The 22,283-nt window shown below is 70.3% G+C and carries 17 protein-coding genes; 11 read left to right on the forward strand and 6 right to left on the reverse strand.

Features of this window, described 5'->3' with window-relative positions; genetic code table 11:
* Positions 1 to 83 precede the first annotated feature (83 nt).
* Positions 84 to 1,346, forward strand: a complete 1,263-nt coding sequence (locus VPA02S_RS25440; protein WP_062366363.1) for a cation:proton antiporter — start codon at positions 84 to 86, stop codon at positions 1,344 to 1,346.
* Positions 1,347 to 1,353: 7 nt separating this feature from the next.
* Here VPA02S_RS25440 and VPA02S_RS25445 read toward each other — a convergent pair whose 3' ends face one another.
* Both VPA02S_RS25445 and VPA02S_RS25450 read right to left on the reverse strand, forming a co-directional pair.
* Entirely contained in the window at positions 1,354 to 2,685 is a 1,332-nt protein-coding gene (locus VPA02S_RS25445; protein WP_062366365.1) for a heavy metal sensor histidine kinase, read from the reverse strand.
* Positions 2,682 to 3,359: a heavy metal response regulator transcription factor gene (locus tag VPA02S_RS25450; protein ID WP_062366367.1), complete on the reverse strand. Its 678-nt coding sequence runs from the start codon at positions 3,357 to 3,359 to the stop codon at positions 2,682 to 2,684. Before VPA02S_RS25450 ends, VPA02S_RS25445 begins: the two co-directional genes overlap by 4 nt.
* 162 nt (positions 3,360 to 3,521) lie before the next feature.
* Here VPA02S_RS25450 and czcI point away from each other — a divergent pair, with 162 nt between their 5' ends.
* From czcI to VPA02S_RS25470, 4 genes are all read left to right on the forward strand, one after another.
* Positions 3,522 to 3,896 (forward strand): cation efflux protein, CzcI family, encoded by a 375-nt coding sequence (gene czcI / locus VPA02S_RS25455; RefSeq protein WP_018906339.1) that lies wholly within the window; start codon positions 3,522 to 3,524, stop codon positions 3,894 to 3,896.
* A gap of 103 nt (positions 3,897 to 3,999) precedes the next feature.
* A complete protein-coding gene (locus VPA02S_RS25460; protein ID WP_062366368.1) occupies positions 4,000 to 5,328 on the forward strand; it encodes a TolC family protein in 1,329 nt (442 codons plus the stop codon).
* 17 nt (positions 5,329 to 5,345) lie between these two features.
* Positions 5,346 to 6,647 carry an efflux RND transporter periplasmic adaptor subunit gene (locus VPA02S_RS25465; RefSeq protein ID WP_062366370.1) on the forward strand — a complete coding sequence of 434 codons (1,302 nt, stop codon included), beginning with the start codon at positions 5,346 to 5,348 and terminating at the stop codon, positions 6,645 to 6,647.
* A 9-nt stretch (positions 6,648 to 6,656) separates the two neighbouring features.
* Entirely contained in the window at positions 6,657 to 9,845 is a 3,189-nt protein-coding gene (locus tag VPA02S_RS25470) for a CusA/CzcA family heavy metal efflux RND transporter (RefSeq protein WP_062366372.1), read from the forward strand.
* On the opposite strand, the gene mog is transcribed toward VPA02S_RS25470, so the two are convergent.
* The gene (mog, locus tag VPA02S_RS25475) at positions 9,835 to 10,419 is read right to left on the reverse strand and encodes a molybdopterin adenylyltransferase (protein WP_062366375.1); all 585 of its coding nucleotides are present in this window, start codon (positions 10,417 to 10,419) and stop codon (positions 9,835 to 9,837) included. The two genes, VPA02S_RS25470 and mog, sit on opposite strands and share 11 nt — an antisense overlap.
* Positions 10,420 to 10,540: 121 nt before the next feature.
* Positions 10,541 to 11,197, reverse strand: a complete 657-nt coding sequence (gene yjgA / locus VPA02S_RS25480) for a ribosome biogenesis factor YjgA (RefSeq protein ID WP_062366377.1) — start codon at positions 11,195 to 11,197, stop codon at positions 10,541 to 10,543.
* A gap of 105 nt (positions 11,198 to 11,302) precedes the next feature.
* On the opposite strand from yjgA, the gene pmbA reads away from it, so the two are divergent.
* Positions 11,303 to 12,673, forward strand: coding sequence for a metalloprotease PmbA (gene pmbA / locus VPA02S_RS25485; RefSeq protein ID WP_062366379.1), 1,371 nt, complete (start codon positions 11,303 to 11,305; stop codon positions 12,671 to 12,673).
* A 16-nt stretch (positions 12,674 to 12,689) separates the two neighbouring features.
* On the opposite strand, the gene VPA02S_RS25490 is transcribed toward pmbA, so the two are convergent.
* On the reverse strand, positions 12,690 to 13,484 hold the full coding sequence (locus VPA02S_RS25490; protein ID WP_062366381.1) for a fumarylacetoacetate hydrolase family protein: 795 nt from the start codon (positions 13,482 to 13,484) through the stop codon (positions 12,690 to 12,692).
* A 174-nt stretch (positions 13,485 to 13,658) separates the two neighbouring features.
* Between VPA02S_RS25490 and VPA02S_RS25495 the strand changes: the two genes are divergently transcribed.
* Positions 13,659 to 14,603, forward strand: coding sequence for an AraC family transcriptional regulator (locus tag VPA02S_RS25495; RefSeq protein WP_374987742.1), 945 nt, complete (start codon positions 13,659 to 13,661; stop codon positions 14,601 to 14,603).
* Here the strand turns inward: VPA02S_RS25495 and VPA02S_RS25500 are convergent.
* Positions 14,600 to 15,535, reverse strand: a complete 936-nt coding sequence (locus VPA02S_RS25500) for a LysR family transcriptional regulator (protein WP_062366385.1) — start codon at positions 15,533 to 15,535, stop codon at positions 14,600 to 14,602. The genes VPA02S_RS25495 and VPA02S_RS25500 overlap by 4 nt on opposite strands.
* 94 nt (positions 15,536 to 15,629) lie before the next feature.
* Here VPA02S_RS25500 and VPA02S_RS25505 point away from each other — a divergent pair, with 94 nt between their 5' ends.
* The 4 genes from VPA02S_RS25505 to VPA02S_RS25520 all read left to right on the forward strand — a co-directional run bounded on the left by VPA02S_RS25505 (position 15,630) and on the right by VPA02S_RS25520 (position 22,186).
* Positions 15,630 to 17,465, forward strand: coding sequence for a gamma-glutamyltransferase family protein (locus tag VPA02S_RS25505; protein WP_062366387.1), 1,836 nt, complete (start codon positions 15,630 to 15,632; stop codon positions 17,463 to 17,465).
* A gap of 52 nt (positions 17,466 to 17,517) precedes the next feature.
* Positions 17,518 to 18,483: a Bug family tripartite tricarboxylate transporter substrate binding protein gene (locus VPA02S_RS25510; protein ID WP_062366389.1), complete on the forward strand. Its 966-nt coding sequence runs from the start codon at positions 17,518 to 17,520 to the stop codon at positions 18,481 to 18,483.
* Complete coding sequence (locus VPA02S_RS25515) at positions 18,476 to 19,039, forward strand: GAF domain-containing protein (protein ID WP_244883753.1); 564 nt, start codon at positions 18,476 to 18,478, stop codon at positions 19,037 to 19,039. The genes VPA02S_RS25510 and VPA02S_RS25515 overlap by 8 nt, the downstream gene beginning before the upstream one ends.
* 78 nt (positions 19,040 to 19,117) lie before the next feature.
* On the forward strand, positions 19,118 to 22,186 hold the full coding sequence (locus tag VPA02S_RS25520) for a helix-turn-helix transcriptional regulator (protein WP_062366393.1): 3,069 nt from the start codon (positions 19,118 to 19,120) through the stop codon (positions 22,184 to 22,186).
* The last annotated feature ends 97 nt before the right edge of the window (positions 22,187 to 22,283 follow it).

Here is a 22,283-nt window from a genome sequence, read left to right on the forward strand (position 1 = left end):
AACGGCGCCCGCGCGGCGTTGCGGACGAGGTGCCCGAACAAAACTAACATCGGGTGCTTCGCTCACCCCAGGCCACCGCTTCCATGTCCGCCACTTCGCTCCTGCTGCAACTCATCGTCATCCTGAGCACCGCGCGCATCTGCGGCTGGGTGCTGCGCCACGTGGGCCAGCCCGGTGTGGTCGGTGAAATGGCGGCGGGGCTCATGCTGGGGCCGGTGGTCATGGGGGCACTGTTCCCCTCGCTGCATGCGCAGCTTTTTTCGAAGAGCCATCTCGAAGGCCTGTCTTCGCTCTCGACGGTGGGCCTGGTGCTCTTCATGTTCGTGGTGGGCCTGGAGCTGCGGACCACGCAGGGCGTGCGCGCGCAGCTGAAGGCGGCGGGCTATGTGGGCGCGCTCAGCGTCATCGTGCCGATGGTGCTGGGCCTGGCGATCTCGCCGGCGCTGCATCCGGCGCTGGCGCCCGCGGGCGTGGGCTTCTGGCCGTTCGCGCTGTTCATGGCCGCGGCGCTGTCGATCACGGCCTTTCCGGTGATGGCGCGCATCCTGAAGGACCGCGGCCTCACGCGCACGCCCTTCGGCCAGCTGTCGCTCGGCGCCGCGGCCGTGGTCGACGTGTTCGCCTGGATCCTGCTGGCGCTGGTGGTGGCGCTCGCGGGGGCGGGAGAGGGCTACGCGGGCCTTTTGAAGACCACGGCCGGCGTGGCCGTGCTGCTGGCCGTGCTGTTCTTCGGCCTGAAGCCGGCCTTCGCATGGATCCTGCGCACGCGCGCACCCGACGGCGAACCGTCGACCACGGTCATGGCCTCGCTCATGATCGGCCTCCTGGGCTGCGCGATGGTGACCGAATGGCTGCACCTGCATGCCGTGTTCGGCGCCTTCCTGTTCGGCGCCTGCCTGCCGCGCGACGACCGCCTGCTGAGTTCGCTCACCGAGCGCATCGAGCCGATCTCCATCGTCGTGCTGATGCCGCTGTTCTTTGCGCTTGCCGGGCTCGGCACCACCACCCATGCCTTCTCGGGCGCGAGCATCGGCGCCATGCTGCTGATCGTCGCGGTGGCCACCATCGGCAAGCTGGCCGGCGGCGCCATCGGCGCGCGCATGGCGGGCTACGGATGGCGCGACAGCCTGGCCACCGGTTCGCTGATGAATGCGCGCGGGCTGATGGAACTCATCGTGATGAAGATCGGGCTGGATGCCGGCCTGATCGGTCCCGAGCTCTTCACCATGCTGCTGGTGATGGCGCTGGTCACCACCGCGATGACCGGGCCGCTGATCAACCTGGTGATGGGGCGCGCCAAGGCTCCCGCCGGGGCCGAAGAGGCCGAGGCGCGCGCCAAGCCCTGATGCGCCGTCAGCGCGCGAGCGGCACCGCGAAGCCGATGCGGGTTTCGCCGTTCGCGCTGGAGGCGAACACGCGGCCGCCATGCATGCGCGCAATGGCCTCCACGATCGAGAGCCCCAGGCCGTGGTGGCGCGCCGACCGGTCCCGTGCGGGATCGGCGCGGTAGAAGCGCTCGAACAGGCGCGGCAGCGTCTCGGCCGCAATCGGTTCGCCGCGATTCACGACGGTGAGCGTGGCCTCGTTCGGTTCCGTGCCGATCTCGATGCCGATGCAGGACGCCGGCGCCGCGAAGCGGATCGCATTGCCCAGCAGGTTGGAAAGCGCACGCCGCACCAGGGAGGCATCGACGTCGGCCACGGCTTCGCCGGTGACCGTGGCCGCGAGTCCGGCCTCCTCGAGCATGGCTTCGTGGAAGTCGATCACGTCGCGCGCCTGCGCGGCCAGGCTCGTGCCGGCCTTCACGCGCAGCGGCGCGCCGCGCTCCGCCTGCGAGAGAAAGAGCATGTCGGTGACGATGCCCGAGAGCCTGCCGACCTCCTCGAGATTGGAGGCCAGGACGGCCTGCAGCTCGTCGTTCGGCCGCGGGCGCGACAGCGCGAGCTCGGTGGTGCCGATCAGGTTGGCGAGCGGTGTGCGCAGCTCGTGCGCGACGTCGGCATTGAACGATTCGAGCTGCACATAGGCCTTCTGCACGCGCAGCAGCAGGGCATTGAACTGCGTGATCCACGGGTGCAGTTCGCGCGCGAACGCCGAGGCGTCGATGGGCTGGTTGATGTGGTCCGGCGTCAACGCGGCGGTGCGCCCGGCCAGCGCTTCCAGCGGCCGCAGGCCGCGCCGCACCAGCTGCGCGCCGGTCAGAGAGACCAGCAGCGTGCCCAGCACGGCGGCCGCCAGCAGCGTCCATGCAAGGCGGCGCAGCAGCACCACGTCCCGTGCCACGTCGATGCCGATGCGGATCGAAAGCGGTGTGCCGCCGGCTGATCGGCCCCACGTGTGCACGAAGTCGCGCTGGAGCCAGCGTCCGCCTGCGGGCGGCTCGGAGCGGAAGAACACGCTGCCGTCGGACTGCCGCGCAATCGACAGGCGCACGTCGTCCTGCAGCGAGAAGAAGTCCTCGAGCTTGTGGCGCAGGAAGGAAAGGTCGCCGTCCTTCTCGCCTTCCTCGAGCAGGTGCCGCACCAGCTGCGCCTTGTGCTCGAGCTCGCCATCCTGCTTTTCGCCGAAGCTCCACGCCGTCACCAGGTAGACCGCGAGGCAGGCCACGCTCAGGCAGAAGAAGGCCTGCGCGGCAAACCAGGAGGTGAGCCGGTTGCGGATCGAGTGCGGCCGCGCCGGGCTCACGACCAGGAACGATCCTCGAGCACGTAGCCCATGCCGCGCACCGTGTGCAGCAGCTTGACGTCGAACGGGTCGTCGATCTTGCTGCGCAGGCGGCGGATGGCCACCTCGACCACGTTGGTGTCGCTGTCGAAGTTCATCTCCCACACCTGCTCGGCGAGCGTGCTGCGCGAAAGTATCTGCCCGCGGCGGCGCAGCAGCACCACCAGCAGCGTGAACTCCTTGGCCGTGAGGTCCAGCCGCGTGCGGTTGCGAAAGCACTTGCGGCTGGCCAGGTCGAGTTCCAGGTCGGCCAGCCGCAGCACGGTGGACTCCTGCGGCTTGCCGCGGCGCAGCAGCGCCTGGATGCGCGCCAGCAGCTCGGAAAAGGAAAAGGGCTTGACGAGGTAGTCGTCGGCGCCTTGCTGCAGGCCGTTGACCCGGTCCTCGACCTTGTCGCGCGCGGTGAGCACCAGCACGGGCACGTTGCTGGTGCGCCGGATCGCCTGCAGCACCGCGAAGCCGTCGATGCCGGGGAGCATCACGTCGAGCAGGATCAGCGCGTAGTCGCCCTCGGTGGCGAGGTAGCGGCCTTCGATGCCGTCGCGCGCGATGTCGACCACGTAGCCGTTCTCTTCCAGGCCCTTCTTCAGGTAGTCGCCCAGCTTGGGCTCGTCTTCAATGACCAGAATTCGCATCGACGGATGTTAACGATGGGGCAGGAGCGCAGGAGGTTACGAATTCGTAATGAGAGCGACGGGCAAAAGCCCGCACGCCTGTCGTACATTGCGCCGCAACCTGCAAACCGCAGGGGCATTGCAGGCCAGCATGCCATATGCCGCCGATATACTTTTTGCTCCATGCGCCGCTGGCTCCTGATCTTTCTGCTGCTTGTGCTCCCGTTCCAGTTCAGCTGGGCGGCCTCGGCCGCCTATTGCCAGCACGAGCGCGATGCGCAGCCAGGCCACTGGGGCCATCACGAGCACGCACCGGACCGCAGCGCGGACGGTTCGCGCACCGACGATGCGCAGAAGAGCCCCGGCACCCAGCCCAATGCCGTGCTCGGCGATTGCGCCGCCTGCCACCTGGGGCAGGCGCAACACCTGCCGCCGGCAGCCGATCGCGCGCATGCGCCCTTGCCCATCGCGCAGGCGCTGCGCGCCATGCCCGCCGAGCATTTCATCTCGCACATCTCCGAAGTGCCCGTGCCTCCTGCGTGGCCTCTCGCCCTTTGATTCGGCGAGAGAACAAGCACCCCCACCCCTGATACCCGACATCAGCCGCTGAGCCCTCTCGCCGAATTCGTCCGCCCGTTGTTTTGCAACCCAGGAGAATTCGATGCGCACGCTCTTCGTGCCGCTGGCCGTCATGGCCTTGGCGGTGCCCCCGGCATTTTCACAACCCGCTGCCGGTTCCAACCCTTCGCCGATCCGGCACACGGCCGCGGCAACGGCGGAGCCCGCCGGCCCGCTGGACCTGCGCAGCGCGCTCGCGCTTGCGCTGCGCTTCAATCCCGGGCTCTCGTCCGCCTCGCGCGAGCGCGAGGCCGGCGATGCGGCCGTGCTGCAGGCCGGTGCCTGGCCCAATCCGGTGTTCGAGGCGCAGGTGGAAGACCTGCGCCGCGGCAACCGCACCACCACGCTGCAGCTGAGCCAGCCCATCGAGCTGGGTGGCAAGCGCGCGGCCCGCGTGACGGCGGCCGAGCGCGCGCGCGACCAGGCCGCGTCGGCGCTGCTCGCGCGGCGCTCCGAATTGCGCGCATCGGTGATCACGATGTTCTTCGAGCTGCTGGCCGCGCAGGAGCGCCTGCGCCTGGCGCAGGATTCGGTCGGGCTTGCGGAGACGGCCACCCGCACTGCCGCCAACCGCGTGGCGGCCGGCAAGGTCTCGCCGCTGGAAGAAAGCCGCGCGCGCGTGGCCGAGGCCGGCATCCGCGTCGAGCTGCTGCAGGCCGAAGGCGCGCTGCGTTCGGCGCGCCAGCAATTGGCCGCGCTCTGGGGCAACCCGAACCCGCGATTCACGCAGGCGGACGGCGCGCTCGACCGGCTGCCGGCCGATGCTGCTGCGGCGGATGTGGAGGGCCGGCTCTCCGCGGCGCCGGTGTTGCGGCAGGCGCGGCTCGAGGTGGAGCGGCGCCAGGCGCTGTCGGACCTGGAGCAGGCCCGGCGCGTGCCCGACGTCACGGTGTCGCTGGGCGCCAAGCGCGTGCCGGCCGATGAGGGCATGGGCAGCGGCAGCAGCCGCAACCAGGTCGTGGTGGGCCTGTCGGTGCCGCTGCCGATCTTCGACACCAACCGCGGCAATGTGGCCGAGGCGCTGAGCCGCGAAGAGAAGGCGCGCGACGAGCTCGCCGCGGCCGAGCTGCAACTGGGCGCCGACGTGGCGCGCGCCACCGAGCGCCTGCGCTCGGCGCGCGCCACCGCCCTGACGCTGCAGCGCGATGCACTGCCCGGCGCCGAAGCCGCCTACAAGGCCGCCGCCAGAGGCTTCGAGCTCGGCAAGTTCAGCTTTCTCGAGGCGCTCGATGCGCAGCGCACGCTGTTCCAGGTGCGCAACCAGCACCTGCTGGCCGTGGCCGATGCGCACCGCGCGGCCGCCGAGCTCGACCGGCTGCTCGGCATCGGCGCCGATGAAGAAACCCCTGATGCGGCACCCGCCGTGCGCTGACAAGGAATGCACCAATCATGAACACCGAAGAAGAACGCAAGTCTTTCGCCGAGCGCGTCGGCAGGAAGCAGTGGATCGCCATCGCGGTCGTGCTGGCGCTAGGCCTCGGCGCCGGCGCGATGATCCTGCGCACTGCGCCGCCCGCGCCCGAAGCGGCGGGGCATTCGGAAGCCGAGGGGCATGCCGATGGCGAGCACCATGAGGAAGGCAAGGCCGAGGGCAAGGACGAGCACGGCCACGGCCACGGCGAAGCCAAGGGCCATGCCGCCGAGGAGCACAACGAGGAAGAAGAGAAGAAGATCGCCTTCACCGACGCGCAGATCCAGGCCGCCGGCGTGGCCATCGAAAGTGCCGGCCCGGCGCGCATCAAGACCACGCTGCAGCTGCCCGGCGAGATCAAGGTCAACGAAGACCGCACGGCCCACGTGGTGCCGCGCGTGGCGGGCGTGGTCGAGAGCGTGCCCGCCAACCTCGGGCAGGAGGTCAAGCGCGGACAGGTGCTGGCGGTGCTCTCGAGCCCGACGCTGTCGGAGCAGCGCAGCGAGCTTCGGTCGGCACAGCGCCGGCTCGAGCTCGCCCGCACCACCTACCAGCGCGAGAAGAAGCTCTGGGAAGAAAAGATCTCGGCCCAGCAGGACTACCTGCAGGCGCAGCAGGCCATGCAGGAGGCGCAGATCGCCGTGGCCAATGCGAACCAGAAGCTGCTGGCGCTGGGCGCCGCGCCCGCTTCTTCGGCCCTGGGCCGCTACGAGCTGCGCGCGCCCTTCGACGGCATGGTGGTCGAGAAGCACATCTCGCTTGGCGAATCGGTGAAGGAAGACGCCAGCGTCTTCACCATTTCCGATCTCTCGACCGTGTGGGCCGAGATCAGCGTGGCCGCCAGCAACCTGAACCTGGTGCGCATCGGCGAGCCGGTGAACATCCGCTCCAGCGCATTCGAGCAGGCGGCCAGCGGCACGGTGTCCTACGTGGGCTCGCTGATCGGCGCGCAGACGCGCACCGCCACGGCACGCGTCACGGTGACGAACCCGCAGCGCATCTGGCGGCCCGGGCTGTTCGTGAATGTGGAGCTCGTCTCGTCGGAGGCCGAGGCCGCGGTGACGGTTTCGGCCGACGCGGTGCAGGCGGTGGAAGACAAGCCCACCGTCTTCCTCAAGGTGCCGGGCGGCTTCATGCCGCAGCAGGTGCAGACCGGCCGCAGCGACGGCCGGCGCATCGAAGTGTTGAGCGGCCTGAAGCCCGGCGCGGCCCACGCCGCCAGCGGCAGCTTCGTCGTGAAGTCGCAGCAGGGCAAGAGCTCTGCCACCCACACCCACTGAGGACGCCGCATGTTCGAACGAGTCATCCGGTTTTCCATCGAGCAGCGCTGGCTGGTGCTGCTGGCCGTGCTGGGCATGGCCGCGCTCGGCGTCTTCAGCTACCAGAAGCTGCCGATCGACGCGGTGCCAGACATCACCAACGTGCAGGTGCAGATCAACACCGCCGCGCCCGGCTACTCGCCGCTCGAGGCCGAGCAGCGCGTGACCTATCCCATCGAGACGGTGATGGCCGGCCTGCCGGGGCTGCAGCAGACCCGGTCGCTGTCGCGCTACGGCCTGTCGCAGGTGACGGTGATCTTCGAGGACGGCACCGACATCTACTTTGCGCGGCAGCTCGTGAACGAGCGCATCCAGTCGGCGCGCGAGCGCATGCCCGCCGGCATCTCGCCGGTGATCGGGCCGATATCGACCGGGCTCGGCGAGATCTATCTCTGGACCGTGGAGGCCGAGGAGGGCGCGAAGAAGGCCGACGGCAAGCCCTACACGCCCACCGACCTGCGCGAGATCCAGGACTGGATCATCAAGCCGCAGCTGCGCGACGTGAAGGGCGTGACCGAGATCAATTCCATCGGCGGCCATGCCAAGGAGTTCCAGATCGCGCCCGACCCCGCCAAGCTGCTGGCGCACGGCCTCTCGATGGCCGACCTGGTCAGCGCGCTGGAGCGCAACAACGCCAACGTGGGCGCAGGCTACATCGAGAAGCGCGGCGAGCAGTACCTGATCCGCGCGCCGGGCCAGGTCAAGTCGCTGGAGGACATCGGCAACGTGATCCTCGCGAATTCCGGCGCGAGCGCGGGCGGCGTGCCGCTGCGCGTGCGCGACGTGGCCGAGGTCGGCATCGGCGAGGAGCTGCGCACCGGCGCGGCCACCGACAACGGCCGCGAGGTGGTGCTGGGCACGGTGTTCATGCTGATCGGGGAGAACAGCCGCACCGTCTCGCAGGCGGTCGACAGGAAGATGCAGCAGATCAACCGCACGCTGCCCGCGGGCGTGAAGGCCGTCACCGTGTACGACCGCACGGTGCTGGTCGACAAGGCCATTGCCACGGTGAAGAAGAACCTGTTCGAGGGCGCGGTGCTGGTGATTGCGGTGCTGTTCCTGTTCCTCGGCAACATGCGCGCGGCGCTGATCACCGCGCTGGTGATTCCGCTGTCGATGCTCTTCACCTTCACCGGCATGGTGAACCAGAAGGTCAGCGCCAACCTCATGAGCCTGGGCGCGCTGGACTTCGGCATCATCATCGACGGCGCGGTGGTGATCGTGGAGAACTGCGTGCGGCGCCTCGCCCATGCGCAGGCCAGGCACGGGCGGGCACTGACGCGCAGCGAGCGCTTCCACGAGGTGTTCGCGGCCTCGCAGGAGGCGCGGCGGCCGCTGCTGTTCGGCCAGCTGATCATCATGGTCGTGTACCTGCCGATCTTTGCGCTCGCGGGCGTGGAGGGCAAGCTGTTCCACCCAATGGCCTTCACCGTGGTGATTGCGCTGCTGGGCGCGATGATCCTGTCGATCACCTTCATTCCCGCGGCCGTGGCGCTCTTCATCGGCCACAAGGTGAGCGAGAAGGAGAACCGCCTGATGCACTGGGCCCGGCGCGGCTACGAGCCGCTGCTGGCGCGCGCGATGGCGGCCAGGCCGCTGGTCATCACCACGGCGGTGGTGGCGGTGCTGCTCTCGGGCCTGCTGGCCACGCGGCTGGGCACGGAGTTCGTGCCGAGCCTCGGCGAAGGCGATTTCGCCCTGCAGGCGCTGCGCATTCCGGGCACCAGCCTCACGCAGTCGGTCGAGATGCAAAAGCAGATCGAACGCACGCTGAAGGCGAAGTTTCCGGAGATCGAGCGCGTGTTCGCGCGCACCGGCACGGCCGAGATCGCGTCGGACCCGATGCCGCCGAACATTTCCGACGGCTACATCATGCTCAAGCCGGAAGGCGAGTGGCCCGTATTCCAAGGTACATCGCGCCGCACGCGCGACGAGCTGCTGTCCGCCGTGCGTGAAGAAGTCGAGAAGCTGCCGGGCAACAGCTACGAGTTCTCGCAGCCGATCCAGCTGCGCTTCAACGAGCTGATCTCGGGCGTGCGCAGCGACGTGGCCGTGAAGATCTTCGGCGACGACATGGAGGTGCTGAACAAGACCGCGGCCGAGGTGTCGGAAACCTTGGGCAAGATTCCCGGCGCGGCCGAGGTGAAGGTCGAGCGGACCACGGGGTTGCCGATGCTCACGGTGAACATCGATCGCGCCAAGACCGCGCGCTACGGCCTCAACGTGGGCGACGTGCAGGACGCGGTCTCCATCGCGGTGGGCGGCCGCGAGGCGGGCACGCTGTTCGACGGCGACCGGCGCTTCGGCATCATCGTGCGGCTGCCCGAGAACCTGCGCACCGACCTGGAGGCGATCAAGCGCCTGCCGCTGGCGCTGCCCGTGGGCGCGGGCGCGCAGGCCCCGCAGCGCGCGAGCTTCATCCCGCTCGGCGAAGTCGCCACGCTGGAGCTTGCGCCGGGCCCGAACCAGGTGAGCCGCGAGGACGGCAAGCGGCGCATCGTGGTGAGCGCCAATGTGCGCGGGCGCGACCTCGGCTCCTTCGTGGCGGAGGCCGAGGAAGCGATGCGCAAGGTGCGCATTCCGCCGGGCTACTGGACGGCCTGGGGCGGCCAGTACGAGAACCTGGCGTCGGCCGCCGAGCGGCTGCAGGTGGTGGTGCCGGTGTCGCTGCTCTTGGTGTTCACGCTGCTGTTCGCGATGTTCGGCAACCTGAAGGACGGGCTGCTGGTGTTCACCGGCATTCCGTTCGCGCTCACGGGCGGCATCGTCGCGCTGTGGCTGCGCGGCATTCCGCTGTCGATCTCGGCGGCGGTGGGCTTCATTGCGTTGTCGGGCGTGGCGGTGCTCAACGGGCTGGTGATGATCTCGTTCATCCGCAAGCTGCGCGAAGGCGGGCTGCCGCTCGACGCGGCAATCCGCGAAGGCGCGCTCACACGGCTGCGGCCGGTGCTGATGACCGCGCTGGTCGCATCGCTGGGCTTCGTGCCGATGGCCATCGCCACGGGCACCGGCGCCGAGGTGCAGCGGCCGCTGGCCACGGTGGTGATCGGCGGCATCCTGTCATCGACCGTGCTGACGCTGCTGGTGCTGCCGCTGCTCTACCGCATCGCGCACCGGCGCGATGCGGATGAGGACGAGGCCGGCCCGCTCAGCGCCTGATGGCCGACTTCGGTCGGAACGCCTTGCAGACCGTGTCGTCCGTTTCGAGGTACGGGCCGCCGATCAGGTCGATGCAGTAGGGCACCGCCGCGAAGATGCCGGGCACCACCTGCACGCCTTCGGTGTCCTTGAGCCCTTCGAGCGTTTCCGCGATCGACTTGGGCTGCCCCGGCAGGTTGATGATCAGGCTTTGGTCGCGGATCACCGCCACCTGGCGCGACAGGATCGCGGTGGGCACGAAGCGCAGGCTGATCTGGCGCATCTGCTCGCCGAAGCCGGGCATTTCCTTGTGGGCCACGGCCAGCGTGGCCTCGGGCGTCACGTCGCGCACGGCCGGGCCGGTGCCGCCGGTGGTCAGCACCAGCGAGCAGCCGGCGTTCACCAGCTCGATCAGCGTGGCGCTGATGAGGGCCGCTTCGTCGGGAATCAGCCGGGCCTCGAAATCGATCGGATTCTTGAGCGCGCGGGCCAGCCATTCCTTCAGCGAGGGCAGGCCCTTGTCCTCGTAGGTGCCGCTGGAGGCGCGGTCGCTGATGGAGACGATGCCGATGCGGACGGGGTCGGGTGTGGTCATGGTGTTGCTCCTTCCCCTTCCGGGGGAAGGTTGGGATGGGGGCGGCCGGGGCGCCCGATGGATACGCTGCGTACCCCCACCCCGGCCCTCCCCCGGGAGGGGAGGGAGGAAGACAGACGACTCACGCGTCTTCCTCCCGGTCCTGCGCGGCTGCCGCCGCCGCATGGTCCGCACCACCGTGCACCGCAAGCTGCGCGCGCACCAGCTGGAAGATCTCGCGGTAGGCCTTGCCCTGGCGCGGCGCCTCGCCGGCGGGCCCGGCCTTCAGGTCCTTGCGGGCCTGGCGCACCAGGGCGCGCAGCTGCTGGGAATCGGTGGCGGGGTGGGTTTCGATCCAGCCGCCCAGCGCGTCGTCGTCGGCAATCAGCCGGTCGCGCCAGCGCTCGGCCTCGTGCAGCGCGGCGGTTTCGGCCGCGGGCACGCTGTTCTGCTCGGTCAGGGCGAGCTTCACGGCTTCGAGTACTTCGGGTTCGAGCTTGCGCATCAGCTTGCCGATGAACTGCATCTGCCGCCGCTTGCCCTCAAAGTTGGTGATGCGCTTGGCCTCGGCGATGGCGTCGACCAGTTTTTCGCCCAGCGGCAGCGCATCGAACAGGCCGGCGCGCAGGCCGAGCAGTTCGGTGCCGAGCTTTTGCAGTTCATCGCTTTCGCGCTTGAGGTCGGTGCGGCTGGCTTCGTCGGTGCCCTTGAGCTCGCGCTTGAGCTCCAGGTCGAGCTCGCTGCCTTCGGCAACGAACTGGCCACGGACGAAATAGCCTTTTTTGGGTTTGCGGGACATGGGGTGGATTCTGGGCCGCACCGTGCGGCGTTGCAACGCGTGCAATGCGCAACGGAAAGCCGGGACAAAACGGGATATGGGGGGCGCAAGTATCATAGCCACCACATGACGACATCCTCCTCGCGCGCCGATTCCGGCTTCGCCTACAGCCGCTCCTTCTTCGAAAACCTGGTCGACACGGCCCTGGCCCACGCCAAGAAGCTCGGTGCCACCGACGCCGGCGCCGAGGCCTCCGAGGGCTGCGGCCTCAGCGTCTCGGTCCGCAAGGGCGAACTCGAGAACGTGGAGCGCAACCGCGACAAGTCGCTCGGCATCACGGTCTACGTGGGCCACCGCCGCGGCAACGCCAGCACCTCCGACTTCTCCGAGGCCGCCATCGCCCAGACCGTGCAGGCGGCCTACGACATCGCCCGCTTCACCGCCGAAGACCCGGTCAGCGGCCTTCCCGACGAGGAAGACATCGCCAAGGAGCACCCCGAGCTCGACCTGTTCCATCCCTGGAGCGTGACCAGCGAAGAAGCCGCCCGGCTCGCGCTCGAATGCGAAGAGGCGGCGCTCTCGACCGACAAGCGCATCACCAACAGCGAAGGTGCGGGCGTCTCGGCCCAGCAGAGCCACTTCTTCAGCGCCCACACGCACGGCTTCCGCGGCGGCTACGCCAGCTCGCGGCATTCGATCTCGGTCGCGCCGATCGCCGGCAAGGGCGACGACATGCAGCGCGACTCCTGGTACAGCTCCATGCGCTCGGCCGGCGAGCTGGCCAGCCCGCAGGCGGTGGGCCGCTATGCCGCCGAACGGGCGCTGAGCCGGCTCAAGTCGCGCAAGATCAAGACCACCGAATGCCCGGTGCTGTTCGAGTCGCCGCTGGCCGTGGGCCTGCTGGGCGGGCTGGTGCAGGCCGTGAGCGGCGGGGCGCTGTACCGCAAGAGCACTTTCCTGCTCGATTCGCTCGGCAAGCCGGTGCTGCCCAAGCACGTCGACGTGGCCGAAGACCCGCACATCCTGCGCGGCAAGGGCAGCTCGCCCTTCGACGACGAAGGCGTGGTGACCCGTGCACGCAAGGTGGTGGACGCCGGCCGGCTCGAAGGCTACTTTTTGTCGACCTATTCCGCGCGCAAGCTGGGCATGAAGACCACCGGCAACGCCGGCGGCTCGCACAACCTGACGCTGAGCTCGCGCCTCACCCAGCCGGGCGACGACCTCGACGCCATGCTCGCCAAGCTCGGCACCGGCCTCTTCGTGATCGAGCTGATGGGGCAGGGCGTGAACTACGTGACCGGCGACTACTCGCGCGGCGCGAGCGGCTTCTGGGTCGAGAAGGGCAAGATCGCCTTCCCGGTGCATGAGATCACCATTGCCGGCAACCTCAAGGACATGCTGATGGGCATCGAGGCCATCGGCGCCGACGCCTACACCTTCGGCGCCAAGACCACGGGCTCGGTGCTGGTCAACCGCATGAAGGTGGCCGGCAGCTAGCCGGCCGGCGCATCCATCAGACGATGCGCACCGACAGGTTCGGCAGGCCGTCGATGTGGATCTCGATCACATCGCCGCGCACCACCGGTCCCACGTTCTCGGGCGTGCCCGAATAGATGATGTCGCCGGGCATCAGCTCGAAGGCCTGCGACAGGCGGCTGATCTGCTCCGCCACCGACCAGATCATGTGCTTGAGCGTGGCGTTCTGCCTGGTCTGGCCGTTCACCTTGAGCCAGATCGCGCCGTCGGTGTAGTGGCCGACCTTGGCCACCGGATGGATCGGCCCGATCGGCGCCGAGCGGTCGAAGCTCTTGCCGATCTCCCAGGGCTTTTTCTGGTCGCCCATCTCGCGCTGCAGGTCGCGCCGGGTCATGTCCAGCCCGAGCGAATAGCCATAGACCAGGTCCAGCGCATCCGCCGCCGCGATGTTGCGCCCGCCCTTGCCGAGCGCGACCACCAGTTCCACCTCGTAGTGGTAGTTCTTGGTGAGCGAGGGGTACGGATGGTCGGCCACGGTGCCGGGCGTGACGACCTGGATCGCGTCCGCCGGTTTCTGGAAGAAGAAGGGCGGTTCGCGGCTCGGGTCGGAACCCATCTCGCGCGCATGGGCCGCATAGTTGCGGCCGATGCAGTAGATGCGGCGCACCGGAAACGCCTGCTCGCTGCCGACGATCGGCACCGTGGCCTGTGCGACCGTGAAGGGCGTGGGCGCCGGGCGCGATGCGCCGCCGGCCGGCAGCGCGCAGCCGGCCATGGCGCTGGCGGCCACGGCGGCGGAACCGGCCAGCAGGCCGCGTCGTGAATTGGACATGGTCTTTGTCTCCTGGATCTTTGATGAAAAGCGATGAAGGCCGGCCGCAGCCGGCCGGGCCATTCTGGAGCGCGCCGCGGCGGCGCTTGCGCACGCATCTACGCAAAAACAGGACGAAAGCAACACCGTCCCGCCTGTCGGGGCGGCCCTGGGCGAGGGGCTTACCATCGCGCCATGTCGTCGGCTCTTCCATCCAGCAGCCTGCGCCTCTATGGCATGCAGGAGCGCGCGAACCACCTCGACTTCGACATCCGCTTCGAAGGCGCGCGCGACGTGCTCGCGCGCCCGCACCGGCACGAGTACTTCCAGATCCAGGTCAGCATCCACGGCGGCTCGCAACAGGTGATTGGCGGCGCGGTGCGGCCGTTCACCGCGGGGCACCTGAGCTTCGTGCTGCCTTACCGCGTGCACGTGGTGCCGCACCCGCCCGGCGCGCGCTATGCCATCGTGAACTTCGACCAGGGCTTTCTCTGGCCCGAACTCGCGGTCGAGGCGCTCGACCTGGAGGAGGTGCCGGCCGCGCGCCAGCCGGAGCTCGCACTCTTCCTGTTCCAGGAATACATGGACTTCCACTTCGGCGATGCCGATTTCGCGCGCATCCTCGGATGGCTCGATGAGCTTGCCGCGCTGAACCGCGGGCGGCGCTTCGGTGCCGTGGGCGCGATCCGCGGCATCCTGCTGCAGCTGATGGCGCTGGCCTGCCGCCGGCACGAGGCGCCGCTGCTCGCGCAGGCGGCGCTGCAGAGCGGCCGCAGCGCGGGCCACGATGCGCTGCAGCGCGTGATGCGCTACGTGCGCGAGCACCTGGCCGAGGAGATGTCGCTCAACGACGCCGCGGCGGCCGCCATGCTCTCGCCCAACTACCTCGCGCACCTGCTCAAGAAGCAGACCCAGCGCACCTTCACCGAACTCGTGACCGAGCGCCGCCTGGAGCGCGCGAAGGAACTGCTGGTGACCTCGAATGCCCGCATCGGCGACATCGCGCGGCAGTGCGGCTTCGGCGACGCCGTGTACTTCAGCCGCCGCTTCAGGCTGCAGAGCGGCGTGACGCCGCGGCAGTTCCGCAGCCAGGCGGATGCCGGGCTGGCCACTGCCACCCAGGCGCTTTCGAGCCGCTAGGGCCGCGCGCTGCGAAGCGCCTCGGCCATCGCATCCACGATGGTCGCGTTGGCCGCATCCTGCAGCCGTACCACGCCCACGGGCGGCAGGTTCCACTGCAGGCGCTGGGGCATCACGCGGGCGCCGCTCGCGTCGGCCACCTCCTGCGCAATGTCGTCGGGCAGGATGGTGATCGCGTCGGGCATGTGCCGCAGCACCGACACCAGCGTCTTGTGCGCGTAGGCCTCCAGCAGGGGCACCGGCACCGGCTGCCCGGCCGAGGCGAAGATCGAATGGATCATCTGGCGGATCGGCGTGTCCGCCGGCGGGAAGATCCAGTGCAAGGACACGAAGGCCTCCCAGTCGAGCCCGCGCCGCAGCAGCCGCTGGGCGGCCGCGCGCGACACCACGAGGCGCGGTTCCTGCTCGTAGAGGAACTGCTGCGCCAGCCCGGCTTCGGCGCTGGCCGGCGTGAAGCGGCAGATCGCGCAGTCCAGCGTGCGCGCCCGCACGGCCTGCACGAGCGCATGGGTCGTGGCCTCTTCGACCACGAAGCCCAGGCGCGGCCGCACCGCCAGCAGGTGCTGCCAGACGGCGTCCTGCGTGACGCGCGAAAGAAAGGGGATGACGCCGATGCGCAGCCGCCCCTGCAGCCCGGTGCCGAGCGCGGCCAGGTCCTCGCCCAGCGATTGCGCATCGGCCAGCGCAACCCGCGCCCGCGCCAGCACCAGCAGGCCCGCGGCCGTGGGCTCCAGGCCGCGCCGGCCGCGCGTGAACAGCGGCGCCATGAAGATGTTCTCGATCTCGCCCAGCGCGCGCGTGACGGTGGGCTGGCTCAGGCCGAGGTGCTGCGCCGCGCGGCTGACCGAGCGCTGGCGCTCGAGTTCCGCGAGAAGGGCGAAGTGGCGCAGCTTGAGCCGCGGCGTGAGGTGTTGCAGTGTCGGCGCCGGCATGCCGCCGATCCTATGCGAGAGCCATAGCAGCCAATGCATGGATTCATCAGAAAATATGCAGAAGCAGCTATTCGTTGTTTCTACACTCGGCCGGATGTTCACGACCCGTCCTGAAATCGCCGGCACCTTCGGCGTCGCCTCTTCGACCCACTGGCTGGCCTCGCAGACCGCGATGGGCGTGCTCGAGCGCGGCGGCAACGCCTTCGACGCCGCCGTGGCCGCCGGCTTCGTGCTGCAGGTGGTGGAGCCGCATCTCAACGGCCCCGGTGGCGAGGTGCCGATCCTGCTGTGGAGCGAACGCGAGCGGCGCATGCATGCCGTCCGCGGACAGGGCTGCGCACCGGCCGAGGCCAGCGCCGCGGCGTTTCGCGCGCTCGGCTTCGAGCAGGTGCCGGGCATCGGCCTCCTGGCGGCCACGGTGCCGGGTGCGTTCCCTGCCTGGCTCACCATGCTGCGCGAGCACGGCACCTGGTCGCTCGCGGGGGTGCTGGCACCGGCGATCGGCTATGCGCGCGACGGCTTTCCGCTGGTGCCGCGCGTCGCCGAGGCAATTCTTGCCGTGCGCGGCCTGTTCCTCGAACACTGGCATTCGTCGGCCGAGGTGTGGCTGCCCGGCGGCAAGCTGCCCCAGCCGGGGTCGCTGTTCCGGCTGCCGGCGCTGGCCGCCACCTACAGCCGCATCGTCGAGATCGCCGAGCGCGAAGGCAGCGGCCGCACCGGCGTGATCGATGCGGCGATCCGCACCTGGCAGCAGGGCTTCGTGGCGCGCGAGATCGACAGCTACTGCCGCGGCACGGCCGTGCGCGACAGCAGCGGCGAGGCGCATGCCGGCCTGCTGCGCTACGAGGACATGGCCGCATGGCGCGTTGCCACCGAGGCGCCGCTCACGGCGCAGTTCGGCCGCTACACGGTCGCGAAGTGCGGCTTCTGGAGCCAGGGGCCGGCGTTCCTGCAGCAGATCGGCATGCTGCGCCATGCGGGGCTCGAGCAGCATGCGCCTGGCACGGCGGGCTTCGTGCACCGCATCACCGAAGCCGCCAAGCTGGCCCTGGCCGACCGGCTGGCATGGTATGGCGCGGCGTCCGGCGCGCGCGCCGATGCGCAGCAGGCGCTGCTGTCGGATGCCTACCTGCGCGAACGCTGGGCCATGGTCGATCCAGGGCGCGCGTCCGAGGTGCTGCGGCCCGGTGAGCCGCTCGGCCTGGCGCCGCGCCTGCCCGATCTGGACGTGAGTGCGCGAACCCTGCGCACGGCCGACACGCGCTTCGGCGTCGGCGAACCCACCTTCGCCGCGCTGCCGCCGGTCGCCGAATGGGCGGAGCGCGAGATCTTCGTGGGCGACACCTGCCACATCGACGTGATCGACCGGCACGGCAACATGGTCGCGGCCACGCCTTCGGGCGGCTGGCTGTCCTCGAGCCCCGCGATTCCGGCGCTGGGCTTCGCGCTGAACACGCGGTTGCAGATGAGCTGGCTCGACGAGGGGCTGCCCAGCTCGCTCGAGCCGCGTGTCGCGCCCTGCACCACGCTGTCGCCGTCGATGGCGCTGCGCGACGGCGAGCCCTGCATGGCGTTCGGAACGCCCGGCGGAGACCAGCAGGACCAGTGGTCGGTCGGCTTCTTCCTGCGCCATGCGGTGCACGGCCTCAACCTGCAGCAGGCCATCGACGCGCCGGCCTGGCACGTCAAGCACGCGCCCGGCTCCTTCTGGCCGCGCCAGACCACGCTCAACACGCTCACGCTGGAATCGCGCTTCGACCCCGAGACGCTCGAACAGCTGCGCGCAATGGGCCACCAGGTGCAGGTTGGCGATGCTTGGTCCGAAAGCCGCATGTCCGCCTGCAGCCGCGAACACGACGCGCAGGGCCGGCTGGTGCTGCGTGCCGGCGCCAACCCGCGCGGCATGCAGGGCTATGCCGTGGGCCGCTGATTTCCATCTCGTCTTGCTTCAACTTCCTCACCTTCGTTCCAAGGACATCACCATGCTCCAACGTGCCTTGCGGGGCCTGCTTCTGCTGGCCCTCTCATGCGCCGCGCAGGCCGCGCCGGCCACCTACCCCGAGAAGCCGATCACGCTGGTCGTCCCCTGGGCCGCCGGCGGCTCGACCGACATCCTGGCGCGCGCCATTGCCGAGCAGCTCGGCAAGTCGATGGGCCAGCCGGTGGTGGTCGACAACCGCGTCGGCGCTTCCGGCAACATCGGCTCCAACTTCGTCGCCAAGGCCAGGCCCGACGGCTACACGCTCCTGATCGGCTCGATGAGCACGCACGCGATGAATCCCGCGCTGATGCCCGGCATGCCCTTCAAGGGCGCGGATGACTTCACGCCCATTGCGCTGGTGGCCAACGTGATCAACACGATGGTGGTCAACCCCTCGGTGCCGGCCAAGGACCTGCGCGAGTTCATCGCCTACGCCAAGGCCAACCCCGGCAAGCTGGCGTACGCCTCGGCCGGCGGCGGTTCCACCAACCACCTGAGCGCCGAGATGTTCAAGAAGGCGGCCGGCATCGACATGTTGCACGTGCCCTACAAGGGCGGCGCGCCGGCGGTGCTCGACACCGTGGCCAACCAGACCCAGGTGCTGTTCTCCGCCGGCACGCAGACGCTGCCGCACGTCAAGGCGGGCAAGCTGCGCCTCCTGGCCGTGACGGAGCCCAGGCGCTCCGCGCTGCTGCCCGACACGCCCACCGTCGCCGAGACGCTGCCCGGTTATGAGATGAGCGTTTGGTACGCCGCATTCGGACCGGCGGGCATGCCCGCCGAGCTGGTCGCGCGGCTCAATGCCGAAATCAACAAGGCCCTGGCGGTGCCCGAGGTGCGCGCCCGCATGGATGCGATCGGCGTCGAGCTGGTGAAGAGCACGCCCGAGCAGCTGGCCGCCGCGTTGCGCAGGGACACCGAGCGCTACGGCAAGGTCATCAAGGACCTCGGGATCAAGCTTGACTGAGGGGCTGTCCACCGAAGTGTGCGAGCGGCTGTGCGACGCTTTGCCGCGGGCCGCCACGGTCGATGCCGCGCTGGGGCACATCGAGTCGGCGCGCCGCGCGCTGCTCGGGCCGGGGCTGCTCACGGTGAACCTGAACGCGACGGCCCCGGGCGATCCGCCGGACGAAGTGCAGCTGCAGCGCCTCTGGTCATCCGACCCGCAGGCCTACCCGGTGGCCGGCCGCAAGCGCAAGACGCTCACGCCATGGACGCAGCAGCTGCTGCTGCGCGCCGAGGTCTTCGTCGGTGAAGGGGAGGCGGCGCTGGCCGAGGTGTTCGACGACCACGCCCTCATTGCCGCGCTGGGCCTGCGCGCGGTGGTGAACGTGCCGCTGCTGGAAGACGGCCGATGCGCGGCCACCTTCAACGTGCTCGGCACACGCGCGCGCTGGACGCCGCAGGAGATTGCGCTGGTGCGGCTGCTGGCCCTGCTGGCCACGCCGTGGGTGCTGCGCGCGCGCCGCGATGTGCGGGCATCGGAGCTGCCGGGCTCTCGGCCTCCCTTCACCGTCGCGTAAGTCCTAAGTCCTATAGGCATTCGCCGCGCGCAGACTTGCGCTTGCCGGTCCCGTGGCCGGCAAAGCACAAGGAGCGGCATGGCTGCACTGGACCGGATCGGCTGTCATCGCTGCGGGCGCGTTCGCCTGCATGCCGATGCGCCATGTCCGGCCTGCGGTGCGGCGCCTGCCGCGGGAGCGGCGGTGGCGGGCGCGAGCGAGCCCTTCGTCGGGCGCCGCGGCGAATTGCAGCTGGCGCACGATGCGCTCGGCGGGGCGCTGGCCGGGCGCGGCCGCGTCGTCATGCTGAGCGGCGAGGCCGGCATCGGCAAGACGCGGCTCGCCCAGGAGGTGGCGACGCTGGCCCTGCGGCGCGGCATGCTGACCCTGTGGGGCCGCTGCCTCGAGGAACCCGGCGCGCCGCCTTTCCTGCCGTGGAGCCGCGCGATGCAGGCCTGCCTGCGGGCCTGCCGCGACGAGCGCCTGCCCGCGCTGCTCGGGCGCGAGGCCGCCGCGGCGGTCGAGATCGCGCCCGAGCTCGCCGGGCGGCTGCCCCCCGGCATCGCGCTGCCGGCGATCGGCGAGGGCGACCAGGCACGCTTCCGGCTGTTTGCCTCGATCACGCATTTCTGGCGCCAGGTGGCGACGCTGCGTCCGCTGCTGCTGATCCTGGACAACCTGCACTGGGCCGACGCCTCGTCGCTGCGGCTGCTGGCCTTCATCGCCCAGGACGTCGGCGAATCCCGCATCCTGCTGCTCGGCTCCTACCGCGAGGCCGGCCTGTCGCGCCAGCATCCGCTGGCCGCCACCCTGGCCGAGCTGCTGAACACCCGGCAGTTCTGCCGCCTGCCGCTGCAAGGGCTGAGCCTCGAGGAAACCGAGCGGATGGTGGCCGCGGCCAGCGCCGTGACGCCGCCGCCCGCCGTGATCGCGACCATGCATCGCCGCACCGAGGGCAATCCGCTGTACCTGGTCGAGACGCTGCGCTTCCTGCAGCAGGGCCCCTGCGGCAACGACCCGCACGCCGCCGCGGCGCGGGCCGAGACCGTGCCGAGCGGCATCCGCGCGGTGATCGGCCAGCGGCTCAACCAGCTCTCGGCGCCGTGCTGCGAACTGCTCGCGATCGCCGCATGCATCGGCCGCGACTTCGACTTGCCGCTGCTGGCCGAGCTGGCTGGCGCCGGCAGCGAGGCCGCGTTGCTGGGCAGGCTCGACGAGGCGCTGGCGCAGCGCGTCATCGAGGCCGTGCCGCCCGGGCCGCAGTACCAGTTCAGCCACGTGCTGATCCGCGAGGTGCTCTATGACGAGCTGCCCGCGGCGCGCCGCGTCGCGCTGCACGGGCGCATCGCCGAGTCGCTCGAGGCGCGCCACGCCGGGCGGCTCGACGCGGTGCTGGCGCAGCTCGCCTACCATGCGGCCGCGGCCCTGCCCGCGGGCAACGCGGCGCGCGCGCTGGACATCGCGCAGCAGGCCGCCGCGCGCGCCGTGGCGCTGATGGCGCACGAAGAAGCCCTGCGCTGCTATCGCCTCGCGCTGCAGTTGCAGGAGCGCTGGCTGCCGGCCGAGCGCGCGCGACATGGCGCGCTGTTGCTGGCGCTCGGTGCGGTGCAGATGCATGCCGGCGAGAACGATGCCAGTGCCGCCACCTTCCTGGAAGCGGCCACGCTGGCGCGCACGCTCGGCGACGCGGACCTCTTCGCGCAGGCGGCGCTCGGCTTCGAGAACAACGGCTGGCGCATCAGCCGCCCGGGCGAGCAGGCGGCGGCGCTGCTCGAAGAGGCGCTGGCACCGTCAGACGGTTTCGACGCCGCGCTGCGGGTCGACCTGCTGGCCGCGCTGTGCCGCGCCTGCATCTTCTGCGGCCGCCAGCCGCAGGCCAACGCGGCGCAGCACCAGGCCGTTGCGCTGGCGCGCGAACTGGCGATGCCGCACCCGCTGTTCAAGGCGCTGGCGGCAATCCTGCCGGCGCGCGCCGATCCCACCCAGCTCGACGAGCGCCTGCGCTGCGCGCGCGAGGCACTCGAAGTGGCCGAGCGTGCCGGCCACATGGAGTGGGTCGACGCGCTGACCGGCTGGTACTTCGGCGACCTGGTCGAGAAGGGCGAACTCGCCGCGGCGCGCCCGCTGGCGCAGGTCCATGCGCGGGTGGCGGATGCCATCCGCCAGCCCTTCATGCAGGCCATGGGGCTGGCCAGCCTCACGCTGCTCGCAGCCTACGAGGGCCGCTTCGCGGATGCCGAGCGGCTGGCCGGCGAGACCTTCACGATCGGGCAGCGCTTCCTGCCCGGCAACGCACAGGGCGCCTACAGCCTGCAGATCTTCGTGCTGCGGCGGCACCAGGGCCGCCTTGGCGAGGTGCTGCCGGTGCTGCGCGGCCTGGTCGGCAGCGTGCCGCGCGACAGCCTCTGGCAGCCCGGCCTCGCACTGATCTGTACCGAGCTCGACCTGCACGAGCCGGCCCGCGAGGCCTACGAGGCACTCGCGGCCGACGGCTTTGCCGGCATTGCGCGCGACGGCATGTGGCTGACCAACACCGTCTTTGCGGCCGAGGTCTGCGCCCGCCTCGGCGACCGGCCGGGCGCGGCGCTGCTGTACCGGCTGCTCGCGCCTTACGCCGGCCGCAACGTGGTGACCGGCACCAACATCGCCTGCTTCGGCGCCGTGGACCGCTACCGCGGCATGCTGGCCGCGCTGGCCGGCGACGATGCAAAAGCCGCGGCGCATCTGGAGGCCGCGGTCGCGCTGGACGAGCGCTGCGGCGGCCGCCCCTGGCTGGCGTACAGCCGCTTCGAATGGGCGCGCTGGCTGGCCGCGCGCGGCGATGCAGCGGCCGCGGGCACGCAGCTCGATGCGGCACTCGCGCTCGGCCGCGAACTGGGCATGGCCAGCCTGGCGCGGCGCTGCGAGGCGCTGCAGCGCGAACTGGCAGGCGCCGGCGCGATGCCGTCCGCGTCCCCCGAGGGCCTGAGCCGGCGCGAGCTTGCCGTGCTGCGGCTGCTCTGCGCCGGCTGCAGCAACCAGGCGATCGCCGAGCGCCTGTTCATCAGCCCGCACACGGTGGCGCACCACGTGCGCCACATCCTCTCCAAGACCGACTGCCGCAGCCGCACCGAAGCCGCGGCCTGGGCGCACCGCCACCGCGTCGCCGAGGGCCTGGAGCCATCCTGATTGCCGGGGTGGCCCGGCGCGAAATGGTCAATTCGGGCGATGCGCGGCCGCGCGCCCAGGCCTAACTTCGGGTCTCGGGCTCGGCGCCGCCGGGCCC

This window comes from Variovorax paradoxus NBRC 15149 (assembly GCF_001591365.1).
Classification (GTDB): domain Bacteria; phylum Pseudomonadota; class Gammaproteobacteria; order Burkholderiales; family Burkholderiaceae_C; genus Variovorax; species Variovorax paradoxus.

Bases quoted from the DNA above. Each gene is read 5' to 3' on its own strand.
- VPA02S_RS25510 (WP_062366389.1), top strand. From the start codon at position 17,518: ATGCTCCAACGTGCCTTGCGGGGCCTGCTTCTGCTGGCCCTCTCATGC.
- yjgA (WP_062366377.1), bottom strand. From the start codon at position 11,197: ATGTCCCGCAAACCCAAAAAAGGCTATTTCGTCCGTGGCCAGTTCGTT.
- VPA02S_RS25495 (WP_374987742.1), top strand. From the start codon at position 13,659: ATGTCGTCGGCTCTTCCATCCAGCAGCCTGCGCCTCTATGGCATGCAG.
- VPA02S_RS25440 (WP_062366363.1), top strand. From the start codon at position 84: ATGTCCGCCACTTCGCTCCTGCTGCAACTCATCGTCATCCTGAGCACC.
- mog (WP_062366375.1), bottom strand. From the start codon at position 10,419: ATGACCACACCCGACCCCGTCCGCATCGGCATCGTCTCCATCAGCGAC.
- VPA02S_RS25490 (WP_062366381.1), bottom strand. From the start codon at position 13,484: ATGTCCAATTCACGACGCGGCCTGCTGGCCGGTTCCGCCGCCGTGGCC.
- VPA02S_RS25500 (WP_062366385.1), bottom strand. From the start codon at position 15,535: ATGCCGGCGCCGACACTGCAACACCTCACGCCGCGGCTCAAGCTGCGC.
- pmbA (WP_062366379.1), top strand. From the start codon at position 11,303: ATGACGACATCCTCCTCGCGCGCCGATTCCGGCTTCGCCTACAGCCGC.
- VPA02S_RS25460 (WP_062366368.1), top strand. From the start codon at position 4,000: ATGCGCACGCTCTTCGTGCCGCTGGCCGTCATGGCCTTGGCGGTGCCC.
- VPA02S_RS25520 (WP_062366393.1), top strand. From the start codon at position 19,118: ATGGCTGCACTGGACCGGATCGGCTGTCATCGCTGCGGGCGCGTTCGC.
- czcI (WP_018906339.1), top strand. From the start codon at position 3,522: ATGCGCCGCTGGCTCCTGATCTTTCTGCTGCTTGTGCTCCCGTTCCAG.
- VPA02S_RS25505 (WP_062366387.1), top strand. From the start codon at position 15,630: ATGTTCACGACCCGTCCTGAAATCGCCGGCACCTTCGGCGTCGCCTCT.
- VPA02S_RS25450 (WP_062366367.1), bottom strand. From the start codon at position 3,359: ATGCGAATTCTGGTCATTGAAGACGAGCCCAAGCTGGGCGACTACCTG.
- VPA02S_RS25470 (WP_062366372.1), top strand. From the start codon at position 6,657: ATGTTCGAACGAGTCATCCGGTTTTCCATCGAGCAGCGCTGGCTGGTG.
- VPA02S_RS25465 (WP_062366370.1), top strand. From the start codon at position 5,346: ATGAACACCGAAGAAGAACGCAAGTCTTTCGCCGAGCGCGTCGGCAGG.